The sequence below is a fragment of the Phormidium yuhuli AB48 genome (assembly GCF_023983615.1).
GTDB lineage: Bacteria > Cyanobacteriota > Cyanobacteriia > Cyanobacteriales > Geitlerinemataceae > Sodalinema > Sodalinema yuhuli.
Genome location: NZ_CP098611.1, coordinates 4,053,487 through 4,068,431 on the forward strand (window position 1 = coordinate 4,053,487; position 14,945 = coordinate 4,068,431).

Annotated in this window: 15 protein-coding genes and 1 tRNA gene; 10 read left to right on the top strand and 6 right to left on the bottom strand. The window is 53.2% G+C overall.

What is annotated here, in order from left to right:
- Positions 1-41: 41 nt before the first annotated feature.
- Positions 42-1,736 carry a DNA repair protein RadA gene (radA, locus tag NEA10_RS17405; RefSeq protein WP_252662614.1) on the bottom strand — a complete coding sequence of 565 codons (1,695 nt, stop codon included), beginning with the start codon at positions 1,734-1,736 and terminating at the stop codon, positions 42-44.
- A gap of 193 nt (positions 1,737-1,929) precedes the next feature.
- Here radA and rpaB point away from each other — a divergent pair, with 193 nt between their 5' ends.
- From rpaB to NEA10_RS17430, 5 genes are all read left to right on the top strand, one after another.
- Positions 1,930-2,658 (top strand): response regulator transcription factor RpaB, encoded by a 729-nt coding sequence (rpaB, locus tag NEA10_RS17410; protein ID WP_068787930.1) that lies wholly within the window; start codon positions 1,930-1,932, stop codon positions 2,656-2,658.
- Positions 2,659-2,939: 281 nt separating this feature from the next.
- Complete coding sequence (locus NEA10_RS17415) at positions 2,940-3,596, top strand: cofactor assembly of complex C subunit B (protein WP_252662615.1); 657 nt, start codon at positions 2,940-2,942, stop codon at positions 3,594-3,596.
- A 111-nt stretch (positions 3,597-3,707) separates the two neighbouring features.
- On the top strand, positions 3,708-5,381 hold the full coding sequence (locus tag NEA10_RS17420; protein WP_252662616.1) for a glycosyltransferase family 39 protein: 1,674 nt from the start codon (positions 3,708-3,710) through the stop codon (positions 5,379-5,381).
- A 43-nt stretch (positions 5,382-5,424) separates the two neighbouring features.
- Positions 5,425-6,012, top strand: a complete 588-nt coding sequence (locus NEA10_RS17425; RefSeq protein WP_252662617.1) for a hypothetical protein — start codon at positions 5,425-5,427, stop codon at positions 6,010-6,012.
- Between the two features lie 87 nt (positions 6,013-6,099).
- Positions 6,100-6,181, top strand: a tRNA-Leu gene (locus NEA10_RS17430).
- Between the two features lie 72 nt (positions 6,182-6,253).
- On the opposite strand, the gene mutY is transcribed toward NEA10_RS17430, so the two are convergent.
- Positions 6,254-7,357 carry an A/G-specific adenine glycosylase gene (gene mutY / locus NEA10_RS17435; protein WP_252662618.1) on the bottom strand — a complete coding sequence of 368 codons (1,104 nt, stop codon included), beginning with the start codon at positions 7,355-7,357 and terminating at the stop codon, positions 6,254-6,256.
- A gap of 172 nt (positions 7,358-7,529) precedes the next feature.
- Between mutY and NEA10_RS17440 the strand changes: the two genes are divergently transcribed.
- Both NEA10_RS17440 and NEA10_RS17445 read left to right on the top strand, forming a co-directional pair.
- Positions 7,530-7,682: a hypothetical protein gene (locus NEA10_RS17440; RefSeq protein ID WP_252662619.1), complete on the top strand. Its 153-nt coding sequence runs from the start codon at positions 7,530-7,532 to the stop codon at positions 7,680-7,682.
- 18 nt (positions 7,683-7,700) lie between these two features.
- Positions 7,701-8,783 carry a phosphotransferase gene (locus tag NEA10_RS17445; protein WP_252662620.1) on the top strand — a complete coding sequence of 361 codons (1,083 nt, stop codon included), beginning with the start codon at positions 7,701-7,703 and terminating at the stop codon, positions 8,781-8,783.
- 14 nt (positions 8,784-8,797) lie between these two features.
- Here the strand turns inward: NEA10_RS17445 and NEA10_RS17450 are convergent, their stop codons facing one another.
- Positions 8,798-9,544 (bottom strand): ABC transporter ATP-binding protein, encoded by a 747-nt coding sequence (locus tag NEA10_RS17450; protein WP_252662621.1) that lies wholly within the window; start codon positions 9,542-9,544, stop codon positions 8,798-8,800.
- 52 nt (positions 9,545-9,596) lie between these two features.
- On the opposite strand from NEA10_RS17450, the gene NEA10_RS17455 reads away from it, so the two are divergent.
- From NEA10_RS17455 to NEA10_RS17465, 3 genes are all read left to right on the top strand, one after another.
- Positions 9,597-10,373 (top strand): WecB/TagA/CpsF family glycosyltransferase, encoded by a 777-nt coding sequence (locus tag NEA10_RS17455; RefSeq protein ID WP_252662622.1) that lies wholly within the window; start codon positions 9,597-9,599, stop codon positions 10,371-10,373.
- A gap of 140 nt (positions 10,374-10,513) precedes the next feature.
- Positions 10,514-11,671, top strand: coding sequence for an AI-2E family transporter (locus NEA10_RS17460; protein WP_252662623.1), 1,158 nt, complete (start codon positions 10,514-10,516; stop codon positions 11,669-11,671).
- A gap of 108 nt (positions 11,672-11,779) precedes the next feature.
- Positions 11,780-12,715, top strand: a complete 936-nt coding sequence (locus NEA10_RS17465; RefSeq protein ID WP_252662624.1) for a DUF3747 domain-containing protein — start codon at positions 11,780-11,782, stop codon at positions 12,713-12,715.
- A gap of 45 nt (positions 12,716-12,760) precedes the next feature.
- On the opposite strand, the gene NEA10_RS17470 is transcribed toward NEA10_RS17465, so the two are convergent.
- The 3 genes from NEA10_RS17470 to NEA10_RS17480 all read right to left on the bottom strand — a co-directional run bounded on the left by NEA10_RS17470 (position 12,761) and on the right by NEA10_RS17480 (position 14,813).
- Positions 12,761-13,387: a J domain-containing protein gene (locus tag NEA10_RS17470; protein ID WP_252662625.1), complete on the bottom strand. Its 627-nt coding sequence runs from the start codon at positions 13,385-13,387 to the stop codon at positions 12,761-12,763.
- A 71-nt stretch (positions 13,388-13,458) separates the two neighbouring features.
- The gene (locus NEA10_RS17475) at positions 13,459-14,055 is read right to left on the bottom strand and encodes an ATP-dependent Clp protease proteolytic subunit (protein WP_309494371.1); all 597 of its coding nucleotides are present in this window, start codon (positions 14,053-14,055) and stop codon (positions 13,459-13,461) included.
- 95 nt (positions 14,056-14,150) lie between these two features.
- The gene (locus tag NEA10_RS17480) at positions 14,151-14,813 is read right to left on the bottom strand and encodes an ATP-dependent Clp protease proteolytic subunit (protein WP_252662626.1); all 663 of its coding nucleotides are present in this window, start codon (positions 14,811-14,813) and stop codon (positions 14,151-14,153) included.
- Positions 14,814-14,945 lie beyond the last annotated feature (132 nt).

Sequence of the window (14,945 nt, forward strand, 5' to 3'; positions counted from 1 at the left end):
GAATCTGTCAGATCACTTGCTCAAACGAGGACGTTGAGCGTCTAGAACAGGTCAGTTTCTGCTGCACCGGGACTGGCTAAATCATCATCCCAATCCTCGTCATCATCCACTGAATCTAGGGTAGGAAGACTTAACCCTGAGGAGTCTGCTCCCGCTTCCAGGGCCATCGAGGACCCTGTAGATGCTGAGGGAATTGCCTCCAAGATAGCATCGAGAACTCGGGCAACGGGAATTAGGGTTAACCCTAACTCCGGGGGATTTTGTCCTTTGGGGATGATGGCGCGTTTGAATCCTAGTTTAGCCGCTTCTCGTAACCGTAATTCTAACTGAGAGACCTGACGCACCTGTCCCCCCAACCCCACTTCCCCAATCAGAACCGTATGGGGGTCCACCAGGCGATCGCGAAACCCTGACACCACGGCGATCGCCACCCCCAAATCGGCCGCCGGTTCCTCCACCCGAATCCCCCCCACCGAAGCCAAATACGTATCCAACTTCGACAGAGGAACCCCTACCCGCTTCTCCAACACCGCCAAAATCTGTTGTAAACGATTACTATCAATCCCTGTCGCACTGCGGCGAGGGGAGCCAAAACTCGCCGGACTCACCAGGGCCTGTAACTCCACCAAAATCGGCCGCGTCCCCTCACAGGCCACCACCGTACAGGTTCCCGACACCGTTTCATCACGGCTTCCCATAAATAGTTCCGAGGGGTTAGACACCTCCCGCAAGCCATTGGCAATCATTTCAAACACGCCAATCTCATGGGTAGCCCCAAAGCGATTTTTCATCGAGCGCAGAATCCGGTGACTGGCAAAGCGATCGCCCTCAAAAAACAACACCGTATCCACCAAATGTTCTAACACCCTCGGTCCGGCGATCGAACCATCTTTGGTCACATGGCCCACCACAAACAGGGTAATATTTTCCCGTTTCGCCACCTGCATTAACGCCGAGGTACATTCACGGACCTGAGCCACCGAACCTGGTGCCGACGTCAGAGAGGAAAAATAAATCGTCTGAATACTATCAATCACCGCAAAATCCGGCTTTAAAGACTCCAACTCCCGTAAAATCGCCTCCAAATCCGTCTCTGGTAACAGAAAGAAATTCGGTTCCACCGCCAGGGAGCCGACCCCCAACTCAGCACCCCCCTCCTGGGAAGAATGTCCCTCACGAACCCTCCCTCCAGCCGGCGAATGGGACCCCCCCTGAGGTCCTGACACATACTCAGCCTCCGCCTCATCAGAGACCTCAACATGGGGATGGCCATCCAGAAGTCGCTGGGCCCGTAACTTAATCTGTTGTCCCGACTCCTCCGCCGACACATACAGCACCCGCCACCGTTGAGCCAAACCGCTCGCCGTTTGCAACAACAGGGTCGATTTGCCAATCCCCGGTTCCCCACCAATCAGCACCAAGGAACCCGGAACAATCCCCCCTCCCAGAACCCGATTGAGTTCCTCATACCCCGACGACATCCGAGTCACCGACGCCTCAGCAATTTCCGATAAGCGAACCGAGGCCCGAGGTTGTCCCTCCGACTTTTCCCCGTGAGTGATGCCGAGGTTACGGTTCCAGGCCACCGCACTCGCCGGACGAGTGGTTGTTAGGGCCTCAACCGGTTCCGTTTCTACTAACGAGTTCCAGGCCCCACAATTCGTACAACGACCAAAATATTGAGGAAACTCAGCACCGCATTCCTGACAGACATAAATTGTACGAGGCTTTGCCATAATGACTCAGTGAGTAGGGACAAGGGCCGTTATCGTTTCCGCTTCTCAGAGGAGTTCAACCGGTCACAAAACCCTGAAAGATAACCCTAGACAGGATTTCGACTTGATTCTTAACTCCAATAGGGTAGTATCTTATAGTGTACGGTAACAAACTTTATCAAAACAAAGGTTCGTTTAAGAGGCTTGAAGGACATTGGATAGTCAAAAAGAAAAAATTCTCGTTGTTGATGATGAAGCCAGCATCCGTCGTATTCTCGAAACCCGCCTCGCCATGATTGGCTACGACGTGGTGACGGCGGCTGATGGTGAAGAAGCACTCGACACCTTCCGCGACAGTCAACCTGACTTGGTGGTCTTGGATGTGATGATGCCAAAACTCGATGGTTATGGGGTCTGTCAGGAACTCCGCAAGGAGTCTGATGTCCCCATTATCATGTTGACGGCTCTCGGTGATGTCGCCGATCGCATCACAGGACTTGAGTTAGGGGCGGATGACTATGTTGTCAAACCCTTCTCGCCCAAAGAACTTGAAGCTAGGATTCGCTCAGTCTTACGACGAGTGGATAAAATCAATAGTACAGGCATCCCCAGTTCTGGCGTTATCCAAGTCAATACGATTCGCATAGACACCAACAAACGCCAAGTCTATAAAGGGGATGAGCGCATCCGTCTAACGGGGATGGAGTTTAGCTTATTAGAGTTACTCGTCAGCCGCTCTGGGGAACCCTTCTCCCGCTCAGAAATTCTACAAGAAGTCTGGGGATACACCCCCGAACGTCATGTCGATACCCGCGTGGTGGATGTTCACATCTCCCGACTGCGGGCTAAACTCGAAGAAGACCCCAGCAACCCCGAGTTAATTCTCACTGCGCGCGGAACGGGGTATCTCTTCCAGCGCATCATTGAACCGGGAGAGGAGTAGGGGAAGAAGGCAAGAGGCATAACCCACCCCTAACCCCTCCCAGGAGGGGAAGGCAAAAGGCAAAAGGGGGAATTAGGCAAAAGGCATAACCCACCCCTAACCCCTCCCAGGAGGGGAAGGCAAAAGGCAAAAGGGGGAAGAAGGCATAACCCACCCCCAACCCCTCCCAGGAGGGGAAGGCAGTTGTTCTCTTGCCTCTTGCCTCTTGCCTCTTGCCTCTTGCCTCTTGCCTCTTGCCTCTTGCCTGTTCCCTGTTCCCTGTTCCCTGTTCCCCTCTCCCCATGTCCGATACCAACGCCCTATTACGACAACTCCCCATTGTAGTGGGGTCTCTCGGCGGGACTCTACTACTTGTGAATCGTCTCTTGACGGATAATCTAACCACCTGGCAAGTGCGTTCAGATGTTCTGGGGGCGATTATTTGTGCTGTCCTGATTTTGACTGGGTTACTCTGGCAACGGGTACAACCGAAACCCCCAGATTCTGTGATTTTGCAAGGAAAGGAGGGGTTAGAACTGGACCCAGACTTACCGGAAACTGTGCAGCGGGAGTTAGCCTGGTCCTCTCAGTTATTACTAACCAACACCGTCACGAAAACCCTAGTGGTCTGGTATCAAGGACGAGTTCTAATGCGGCGCGGTATCTTGGCAGAGCAAACGAGCGTCGAATTAGGGGCGATCGCCCAACGGGCCCTCAAAACCCAAAAACCGATTTATCTCGTGAAACTCGACCTCTACCCCGGTCGCATCGAATTTAATTATTTACCCGTTAACACACAAGGTGTAATTTGTCAACCCATTGGCGCAGAAGGCTTAATGATTTTGGGAGCCAACGCACCGCGCAGTTACACCAAACAAGATGAAACCTGGATTGCCGGAATTGCCGAAAAGCTCTCAGATACCCTACAACGCCACCTGAAAACAAACGATCAAAACTAAGGGCGCACCACTTCCGGTACAGTCCCACGCTGTTCCCTGTTCCCTGTTCCCTGTTCCCCCTTCCTCCTCTGTGTCCTCCGCGACTCTGTGGTGTCCCCTCTTCTCCCCCCCATGAAACCCGTTCGGGTAAACCCTCAACTACTGCTGCTACTTCTCGGAGGAACCCTAATACGGTTGCTCACCTTAGGGGACAAAGCCCTATGGCTTGATGAAGTCCTAACCGCCATCTTCAGTTTAGGGCGAGAGATGGCCGATATCCCTCAGGGTCACTTTTTCCCCCTCTCAGACTTGCCCACATCTCTCAGTCTCAATCCCGAGGCAAGCTGTCGAGATATTGCCACAACTCTGGCTCGCGAGTCCACCCATCCGCCCCTATTTTTCTGCTGGCTTCAACAGTGGTTGCGGCTCTTGGCCCCCCTCGACTTGTCCTTAGCCGACCAGTTGCGATCGCTCCCAGCCCTCTTAGGAGTGGCCCTCATCGCCGCCATGTACTGGCTCAATCGCCTGGCCCTATCCCCCCAGATAGGACTGCTGACAGCGGGACTCGTGGCCCTATCTCCCTTCGCCGTCTATCTCTCTCAAGAAGCGCGTCACTATACCCTGCCCCTGGTACTTATTAGTCTGAGTTTAGGGGCCCTGCTGTCTGGGCTGCGTTGCCGTTTGGGCGATCGCCCCCCACCCATGGGAACTCGCCCCCTCTGGGTCATCTGCCATACCATTGGCCTCTATAGCCATTACTTCATGGCGATCGCCTATCTCGCCCAAATTGCCACCTATCTCACCCTACATCTAGGCTGGACTCGTCTGAATGGGAATCCAGCATCCAAGCCAACCCCTCAGAGATTCTCCCCCCCGGCCATAGCCGACTCCCTAGCGGCTATACTCCCCGGCCTGCTCTTTCTCCCCTGGCTCTCTCAACTCAGTCAACATCTACAACGCTCCGAAACCCGGTGGTTCCAACCGTTTGAACCCAGTTGGACAGATAATTTAGCCCCCATCGGACAAACCCTAGCCAGTTGGGTGGTGATGTGGGTAACCTTGCCCATCGAACAGCAACCCTGGGCGATCGCCATCCCCAGCGGACTCCTGATGCTGGGAATCACCGCCTGGCTGGCCTCAATGACCTGGCGGGGCGCTCAACGGCTATGGTCCGAGACATCCGGCCGTTTACCCCTACTGGTCTTTCTCCTCGTCACCCTTTGGACACTTCTGGGGTTTGCCATCATCGTCTATGGCTTAGGCAAAGATATCACCGTCGCCCCCCGCTATCACTTTGTCTATTATCCCAGCCTCTGTGCCTTAGTGGCTGCTGCCTTGAGCCGCCATGACTCCCCGAACGGTTCCCCGCTCGTCTTAGTCATCGGCTGTATCAGTAGCCTAGTGGTGGTTTCCGGTTGGGCCTTTGAGAAACCCTATCATCCCCGTCAAATTGCCCAACAGTTGGTGCGATCGCCCTCAATCCCCTTAGAAGTGGTTGTCGGCTATAAAAATAGTCAAGAAATCGCCCTCGGGTTAAGTTTCGCCCTAGAACTCCCCCCCAGCACTCACATGGCGTTCCTGACTCGTCAACAGGGGTATGACCCAACCTGGCAGCATCTGGCCCAACTTCCCCACTCCGCGTCAGTCCCCGAGTGGGATTTATGGGTCATTGCCCCGGGATTACGGGAAGCTGAATACCCGCCCCAGCTTCTGCGGGACGGCTTAGGCTGCGATCGCATCCCCGAAGATTACTACCGTCTCGGCATTCCCTACCAACGCTATCACTGTCAGCGGCCGGCAGTCTGATTAGAATGGAGGAGAGAGCCTAGGGCCTGCAACCGATTTAATTATGTTTGTACAAAAATCCTCCTATGAAAACGCGATCGCTCGCTATTGCGACACACCAGAGACCCTGGAGTTGCTGCGACAACATCGCCCCTACCTAGAGGCTATCCCCAGCCTACGGCGGCCAGACGATAGCCTCATCCTACTGCCCTTCCCCCTCGTGCGGTTACGGGAACCGCTGAGTCAACGGGGCTTGAGTGGCTTGGATATTCGTGCCGGAGAAACCGTCTGTTTGCCCTGCGAGTTAGGGATTATCATGTGTGAACCTGACTGGCAAGTGAAAGTCGGGATTGAGATTTTCATCCTCATCCACCGCCCCCAGGAAGACCTCTCGGATCTACTGCTACGCTGGCGACAAACCCAAGTCTTACTCGATCGCGGCTATGAATGGGTCATGCCCTATCGCTATCGTCACATTTACAGCGAGGCCGCCCAACGGGTGTTCCCTCTGTTCGTTCTCTTTGAAGAAACCCCCCTCCATATCAAACGCGGTTTAGAGGGCGCCTGTCTCCCCTATGTGGTGGAACCCAGTCCAGTGCAAGAATCGGCACTCGAAGAAGAACTCTTTTCCGTAGAAAACCCTATGTTATAGTCGGTCGGGGCGCTCCCATATTTCAGTGGCTGCGGCTCTTGCCTTTATGCTTTGTGCTATGCTAGGATAACAAAGCAAAAATTCCCTGCGGACGTGGCGGAATTGGTAGACGCGCTAGATTTAGGTTCTAGTACCGCAAGGTGTGAAGGTTCAAGTCCTTTCGTCCGCATTGCTATAATATAAAAAGATTCCCACAACGGGAATAACCCCCAACCCCGGCTTCCCCCAAGCCGGGGTTCCCTTATGGGGACTTAGTCCCTTGAGCCTCCCGTAGGGCGGCAATAATCTTGCTATTGGCTTTAGGGAAGGGAAACTCATCAAGTTCCTCTAACGTCACCCAGCGGATTTCTTGGGATTCGAGGGCTTGGGGTTCTCCCGACAGGTGTCGACAGTGATAGACATGGAGGGAGACTTTGAAGTGGCTATAGGCGTGGCTGACGGTAATCAGGTGCTCGCCGACCTCCACTTCAATGGCCAGTTCTTCTTGAATTTCGCGGCGAATACAGTCGGGATAGGATTCGCCGGCTTCGAGTTTACCGCCCGGGAACTCCCAGAGGCCGCCGAGTAACCCCTCCTCGGGACGGCGATCAATGAGGATTTGTTGGTGATCGTTCCAAATGACGGCGACACCAATTTGTTTGTGAGGGAGGGGTGAACGGGATTCAGTCATGGGAAAATCGCTTTGTGTATGGGTTTGATAGGCTTGACAATCATCCCGCCAGGGACAAAGGAGACAGGCGGGATTTTTCGGGGTGCAGCAAGTGGCCCCCAGGTCCATGATGGCTTGGTTGAAGTCTCGGGGGTTCTGAGGATCTAACACTTGACTGGAGAGATCCCAAAGGTGCGCTAAGGCTTTCGAGGGGGGAACGGGTAGGGCCACAAGTCGGGCCAGAACTCGCTTGACGTTACCATCCAAGAGAGGCTCAGCTTGGCCAAACGCAGCACTGAGAATGGCTCCAGCGGTACTGCGACCAATTCCGGGAAGAGCTAAAACCTCATCATAGGTTTGGGGAAATTTCCCGTGGTGGCGATCGCAAATCTCTTGAGCGCTGCGATGGAGATTGCGGGCCCGCGCATAGTAGCCTAATCCTTCCCAAGCTTTGAGAACCGTTTGTAAATCGGCTTGGGCCAAACATTGCACATCAGGGAACTGCTGCATCCACCGTTCAAAGTAGGGGAGAACGGTTTTAACTTGCGTCTGTTGCAACATCACTTCCGAAATCCAGATGCGGTAGGGGGTTGGCTCCTCGCGCCAGGGAAGCGATCGCCCCTGCTGACCATACCATTCTAGGAGCGATCGCCGCAGCCGTTGCCGTTGAGCCTGGCTGAATTGTTTTGATGTCACCTCCATTCGTCCATCATCTCGCTCACAAACTCTGTCATTTTAAAGGATATTGGCCCTGGCCTTGAGGTCGTACCCCTGGGGTCTCTAGCGCAATTTTTTTTCAAAAACTGTCTTCAAAGCTACAATTAGAGGACATTCACCGGCGTCAATTGTGTCAAGAAATGCTGACAAAATGAGCCGTAATGATGAAATAAATCCGACTGTAGTTATGACGCGCACAGGTGCAAATCCACCGATCAATAAAAAGCAATTTGAGCTAAAATATGCTTCAGGTATGCCATGGTTTCAAAGTGGTCGCCACAGCTTTCATGCCACAACTGAATAGTGTTTCTCCTCACCTACTATGATGCAACTCTATCCCGCCCCCGCTAAGCTTCAGTCTCTTACACCGCAACGAGTTCCTGGGAGATATTCTCATCCAGGTGCTCAGATTGAGAGCGATCGCGCCACCTTCCCAACCATCTATTCCAGCCTCTCACCCCAGGCCCTAATCTCCGAAGTTTTATCCTCCTATGACATTGATCGCGTCGTCTCCTGTCACTTTTGGAACCGGGGCTTGAGTGATGTCTATCTCGTGCAAACCATTACCCGCTCCTATATTTTGCGCGTCTCTCATCACCACTGGCGCAGTCGTTCCGATGTCTATTTTGAATTGGAATTTCTCGCATTTTGTCGCGATCGCTGTTTACCCGTCGCCTATCCCCTACAAACGATAGATAATCGCCTAGCCGTGGACATTAACGCCCCAGAAGGGGAGCGGTATGCAGCCCTATTCGCCTTTGCGGAAGGAGAAGTCCCCCTAGGGGATGTCAACCCCGACCAAAGTTACCTCCTTGGAGAAACCTTAGCCCGCATCCATGAAGCGGCCCATTTCTTTCGCAGTCGCTATCATCGCGAACCTCTCTCCTTAGACTATTTATTTGATCGCTCTCTGTACGCCCTGGCCCCCTTCTTCTCTGAGCGTCCTAGCGATCGCCACTATCTTGAGCAGGCCATCACCGAGAACAAGGCCCATCTACAAGCCCTCCCCCAAGCGGAACCCTACTGGACGATTTGTTGGGGAGACCCCCATAGTGGAAATGCTCATTTCACCCCCGATGGCCGCGTCACCCTCTTTGATTTTGACCAATGCGGCTATGGTTGGCGGGCCTTCGACGTCGCAAAATTCCTCCATATTGCCCTACGAACCGGCATTAGTCGCAAAATTCGCGATGCGTTCCTCCTCGGCTATGAGAGCGTGAGTTCCCTAGAACCCATCGAAACTGAGATGTTTCAACCCCTCACCCAAGCGGCCCATCTGTGGAGTTGGGCGATCGCCGTCAACAATGCCATGATGAATAACTACAGTCGTCTGGACCATAGTTATTTCAGTCAACGCCTCGAACAACTCAAACTGCTGCGTTCTCAGGACTGGGGACTGTTCTAAGGGCCAACTAACCGTTACGGATTCAAATTCCAGTTTTCATCCGCCCGTTGACGGGCCGCCACAAAATTATCATGAAGTCCCGGCCAATCGACGTCTGTAGCGGGACCATAGGCGACCCTACGCCCCCCTTGTAAATGCAACACCTGGGAGGCGAACTGACGCACCTGATCCAATTGATGGTTCGCCATAACCACAATCAGCGATCGCTCCTCAGTTAGATGGTTGAGGAGGTTGATTAATATCTCTCCCCGGCCCACATCCAGGGCCGACGTGGGTTCATCGAGTAACAGAACTTGGGGTTGCGTCGCCAAGGCCCGGGCGATGGCTACCCATTGGCGTTGACCCAGGGATAATTGTAATTCAGTTTTTGGCAACCAATCCGAGGGAATTTTGAGGCGATCGCACCACTCATCCAGACGGTGCTGAATCTCCGCCGTTCCCACACCCCGTAACGTGAGGGGATAGGCGATCGCCTCATGAACCGTCATCCCTAATAACGTGGACTCCTGGGGAACCAAAACAATCTCACGGCGGACTTCCAAACTGGGAATTTCCGTCAAGGGGCGATCGCGCCACAAAATTCTCCCCGCCGTTGGATCCTGTAAGCGATTCAACAGGCGCAATAACAGAGATTTTCCCGCCCCCGAAATTCCCACCACCCCCAGGCGATCGCCCCAGGTTAACCTTAGGGAAATGTCCTCCAGTAGCATCAAACGCCCCGAAGCCGTCATCAGGGAAACGCGATCGAGGGTTAAAGACATAGCAAATCCAGATACAATCAAGCCAACGTGGAGCCAACCTCTCAATCATGCCATGACCGCTGACCCCTTACCCAGTCTCTCCATTCTCGGTAGTCCCGTTCATCTGCATCCCAATTATTGCCAATGGCTGCGATCGCAACTGGATCAGCAGCGGGGCCTGCATGTGGTCACCCTCAACGCTGAAATGACCATGCAAGCCCAAGATAACCCCCAACTGGCCCAGGTGATTCAGCAGGCGGACTTAGTCATCCCCGACGGGGCCGGTGTTGTCTTATATCTCAAACTCCTCGGCCAACGCTGTACCCGCCAGCCCGGAATTGAACTAGCCCAACAACTCCTCTCCCAACTTTCTCCCCAAGAAACGGTTTTCTGCTACGGGGGGAAGCCCGACGTGATCCAACGGGCCGCCCAGAACCTGCGCCAGCACTACCCTCACCTCAACCTCAGCGGTGTCTATCACGGCTATCTCAGCCCCGAGGAACAGCAACACCTCCTGCAAGACGTACAACAGCAACAGCCCGCTGTGATTCTCGTCGGCTTAGGAGTTCCCAGACAAGAACTCTGGATTCAACAGCATCGCCATCACTGTCCTCGGGCGATCTGGATTGGCGTGGGGGGAAGTTTTGACATCTGGGGAGGCGTGAAACCCCGGGCCCCCCGATGGATGGGAGATAATCATTTAGAATGGGCCTATCGGCTGTATCAAGAACCCTGGCGCTGGCGCAGAATGTTGGCTCTGCCTAAATTTGCTTTCAAAGCCCTCCTAGAGATTATCATAGGCAAGAGGCAGGGCAAACCGGACAAAAACGTCAGAAGAACTCCTAAATAAGTTTGACTTGAGCCTAGGTTGACGGGTGCTTTAAACCCTTCATCCGGGACGTCTTGTTCAATTTTTTGTGTCTCTAGATCTTGATATCTTTGCCCGAACTTGTCTTGCTTAGAATAACTATCTAGGAGTGATGTGCTGTTGTGAAACTCGGTGATTGGATTGCTGTTATTTGCTTTGTTATTGCCCTCGTGATTATTTGGGAGTTTCGCGAAGCCCTCCTATTAGTCATGGGTGCAGTGGTCTTGTCAATCGCCCTGAATAGCTTAGTGCGACTTCTGCAAACGTGGGGCGATCGCCTCAATATGAGGCTTTCGCGAGGCATGGCGGTGTTCCTAGCTATTGTTCTAGTGGGGCTATTTGGGACTTTATTTTTTGCCCTCGTCGCTCCTCCCTTTATTAACCAGTTCCAACAGCTTATTGAGCTGGCTCCCATTGGCTTTCAACGCTTTCTGAACTGGCTGGATAAAATCCGAATTTCACCCCCGGTTTGGCTCAATTTAGAACAACTGCAACTGCCCAATTTTTCCGAATTAGCACAACAGGTCGGGCCCCTAGCTCAGAATGTCATCGAGAACTTCTTCACCTTCTTCTCTAATTCCCTAGCGGTGCTCGTGAAGCTACTATTTGTGTTGGTGTTGACGGTGATGTTTCTCGTTGACCCCACTTCCTACCGCAAGCTGCTGATTCGGCTGTTCCCCTCCTTTTACCGACGGCGTGCTGATAGCATTCTCAGCCTCTGTGAAGAAGTTCTACTGGGGTGGATGGGGGGAATTGTCATTAACTCTCTCTTTGTGGCAATCCTGAGTGCCATTGGCTTAGGAGTCCTGCAAGTTCGCTTTGTCTTCGCCCATGCCCTGTTAGCAGGAGTGTTTAACTTCGTCCCCAATATCGGCCCGATGTTAAGTGTCATCTTTCCCATCTCGGTGGCCCTATTGGACAGCCCCTTGAAAGCCTTAGGAGTCCTCATCTTATACCTGGTCATCCAAAATGTGGAAAGTTACTGGTTTAGCCCCATGGTGATGCGGAAACAGATTTCCCTGTTACCAGCCGTCACCTTGACCGCTCAAATCTTCTTTGCCACGTTTTTGGGCTTATTGGGGCTAATTTTGGCGTTACCCTTAGCCGTCGTCACAAAAACTTGGTTAGAAGAGGCTTTTTTCAAAGATTTTCTCGATCGTTGGGGAGGAAATCCCCGTCGTCAAATCTCCCAGCAAATGGTTACCCTTGAAGAAGCGCAACTTTCCCCGGGTCATGGAGAGATGGTAACCGAGGGGATGTCCGATCCCTGGGAGAGTTAATGGGGAGGATTAATCGTGATCTTGACTTGACAGTTGAGCAGGGAGTGGTCTTAATTATTGGTTAAGTATTAATTCGGTTCGCACATGATACCGGGGAAACAAGAGCGTATGCAACTCCTAAAAACACGGATTCTGTTAGGGTTGGCCACCCTAAGCTTGGGGGGGGTCATCACCCCGGAGGCGATCGCCCACAGTCACAACCAAGAGAACAGCACCTCTGAAATGGCCGCCGTCTTTGAACAGGCCGAAGTCGATTCCGGTCAATTCATTCCCATTGCGGCCCCCATTGGGCGAACCAACGGCTATCAACTCCTGATTGTGGAACAGCGTTCCAATAGCCGCGCCTGTTGGCAGGAACAAGGCAGCAATCCCACCCGAGTCGATCCGTTGCTGCTAGAATTTGACTTTACCGGGATTTGTGGCCGCAGCACCGATAGTAATGGCTACTCCATCCGCGCTGGAGGGGAACATTTAGGCTTACGCTACAGCCTCCAGGTTAGACGGCGAGAAGGAGAATTAGTCTTAATGGGCATTCCCATGGGCGATCGCACCCTTCCTCGCTTGACCATTGGACGGACACGGGGGGCGGCTGATGGGGAGTTTTATCGCCTTCACCTCGATCCCGGTTGGCGCCTGACTCGTCGCAGCTACCAAGGACGAGTCTTGGGTCATATCTATTTAACCCATGATGCACCCGTGAACCAAATCGCCAATCAAAGCCCCTCCTATCCCAGTGATTCAGGTCAAGAGCCTGCCCCCAGAGTGCAGGCGCCACCTGGACTGGGCCTTACCTCACCCGAGTCCCATGATGCCAACTCTTCTGTCGTCACTCCCGACACGATTGAGTTTGGTGAAGATATCCGGATGATGTCCCCGGACAATTACACCCCTGTCCCCGGCAATAACCCACCGAGTCTGGCTCCTGGGGAGGCGATGGAGGAGAGCCTACTCTATGATGAAGTGGAGGCACAACCCTTCGCCTCCCCAATTCCCCGGCGACAATTCCCCGACTCACCCCTGCCAGCGTTCCAAGACGAGAGTTGAAGTAAGAGGTCGATTAGGGATTGACAAAAAATAATTATCGTGCTATCAACCCTTGGGTTGACCTGAGCGTTGTCGCACCTGTCGTTGCAACTGTTGGAAATCTCGCTCCACTTCTTGGCGGAGACTGCGGTTATAAGGGTCGGTGCGCAACGCTTTTTTAAGATAAATGTGGGCTTTAGGAAACTCCCCGCACTCCATAGCGTGACGGGCCACGCGCTGATAGGTCACCGCCTGCCATTGGCGCACCTCTAAATCAACCGCCAGTCGTTGCGATAACCCTTCCACTAGGGCGATCGCATAGGCAAACTTCCCCTGACTGAGCAGTCGTTGCAGACGATAGTAGGCCTGGCACTTCAACTGACATTCGAGGGGAGACAGTTGGGGATGATGGCGGAACGGTGAAGCCGGTTGAGGGGGAGGCGAGGGAGGAGTTGAGGTATTGGCCGGTGGGGCCGTTGTGGGGACGGGCCCCTGGGGGGTCACCGGCTGGGCCGGAACCGCCTCCAACAGCACCTGATAGGCGTGATGCAGGCGCACAAAGGGGTCATGGGGAAGTCCAGGATTGAGATCCGGATGTAACCGCCGTGCCAAGCGTCGATAAGAGGTTTTCACCTCAGCTAAACTGGCCTGAGGGGTTAATCCTAAGAGGCGATAACAATCCAGTAACTCCATGGACGCTCAATACAAGGGCAAAAAAAAGGACTCCCCCCGGATTGTAGCCGAGAGAAGTCCCCTTTAACCAATTAAACCGGCTTTCCTTCCAAGACGCGATCAATCAGTCCATATTCCTTCGCCTCTTCGGCGGAGAGGAAGAAATCGCGATCCATATCCTTCTCAATTTTCTCAATCGGCTGTTTGGTGTTCGCCGCATAAATCTCATTCAACTGATGGCGAATCCGCAGAATCTCCTTCGCCTCAATTTGAATATCACTGGCTTGGCCACGGGTTCCCCCCGAGGGTTGGTGAATCATAATCCGGGAATGGGGCAGTGCCAGACGCTTACCCGGGGTTCCAGCCGCCAGGAGAAAAGACCCCATCGAAGCCGCTAAGCCCACGCAAATGGTCACCACATCAGCTTTAATGTGCTGCATGGTGTCATAGATAGCCATCCCCGAACTGACCACCCCACCGGGAGAATTGATATAGACCATGATGTCTTTATCCGGGTCTTCTGAGGCCAAATACAGCATCACGGCAATCACTTGATTGGCCAGTTCATCGTCAATATCCCGGCCGATGAAGATAATCCGCTCGCGATAGAGGCGGTTGTAGATATCAATCCACTGGGTATAGGTATCCCCAGGCATTTGATACGGAACTTTAGGCACGCCAATAGGCATAACGCGAAATTCTCCCTTAAAACAATAAAGATAGTCAAGCGCCCCCAAGGGGCAACAGATGGATAACAGTGGCTGGATAACCGTGGCGTTCTAGGTTAAGAGACGCCCGCCAGTTGTTGGCTATGTTTGTCCCCTTTCTCACTCACCAGAACTCGGTCAATTAGACCATAGTCCTTAGCTTGTTCTGGCGTCATGTAGAACAAGCGATCCATATCCTTACCGATTTTCTCAACGGAATGACCGGTATTCTGAGCAAAAATTTCCAACATGGTCGCTTTGTTGGCCAGAACTTCCTTCGCCCGAATTTGAATATCGGTGGCTTGTCCTTGGGCAAAGCTTTTAGGCTGTTGCAAAATAATCGAGGCATGGGGCAGACTGGCACGACAGCCGGGAGTCCCCGCCGACAAGAGCATAGCCGCCATGCCCATTGCCGTTCCTAAACAAATGGTGTGAACCGGCGGCCTGATATAGTTGAGGGTATCGCAAATGGCAAAGGCTTCCGTCTCAAAGCCAACGGGGTCGCCGCCATAGTTAGAGGTTCCCGTGGAGTTGATATAGATTTTAATGGGTTTGTCCGGGTCGTCGTACTGTAAGTAGAGCAGTTGGGCAATAATCAACTCCGTCACTTGGGCAACCAAAGGCATCCCCAAATAGACGATTCGCTCTTTGAGTAGGAGGGAGGGCAAATCTGGGGGAGGGGTGCGATTGGGGGAACTGCCGTAATAGGGAGATTGGACCGCTTGAATCGGTAGGTTCATAGGATACTTCCGAGGCTCGATAACGATAGCTGTAATGAGACGGCTGGCTTGGACTTGCTTAGACTCGCTCTTGATGCCGCGATTCAGCCTTTTATATATCTTAACGTCTTTGGGGAATGGACTTGGGGGATG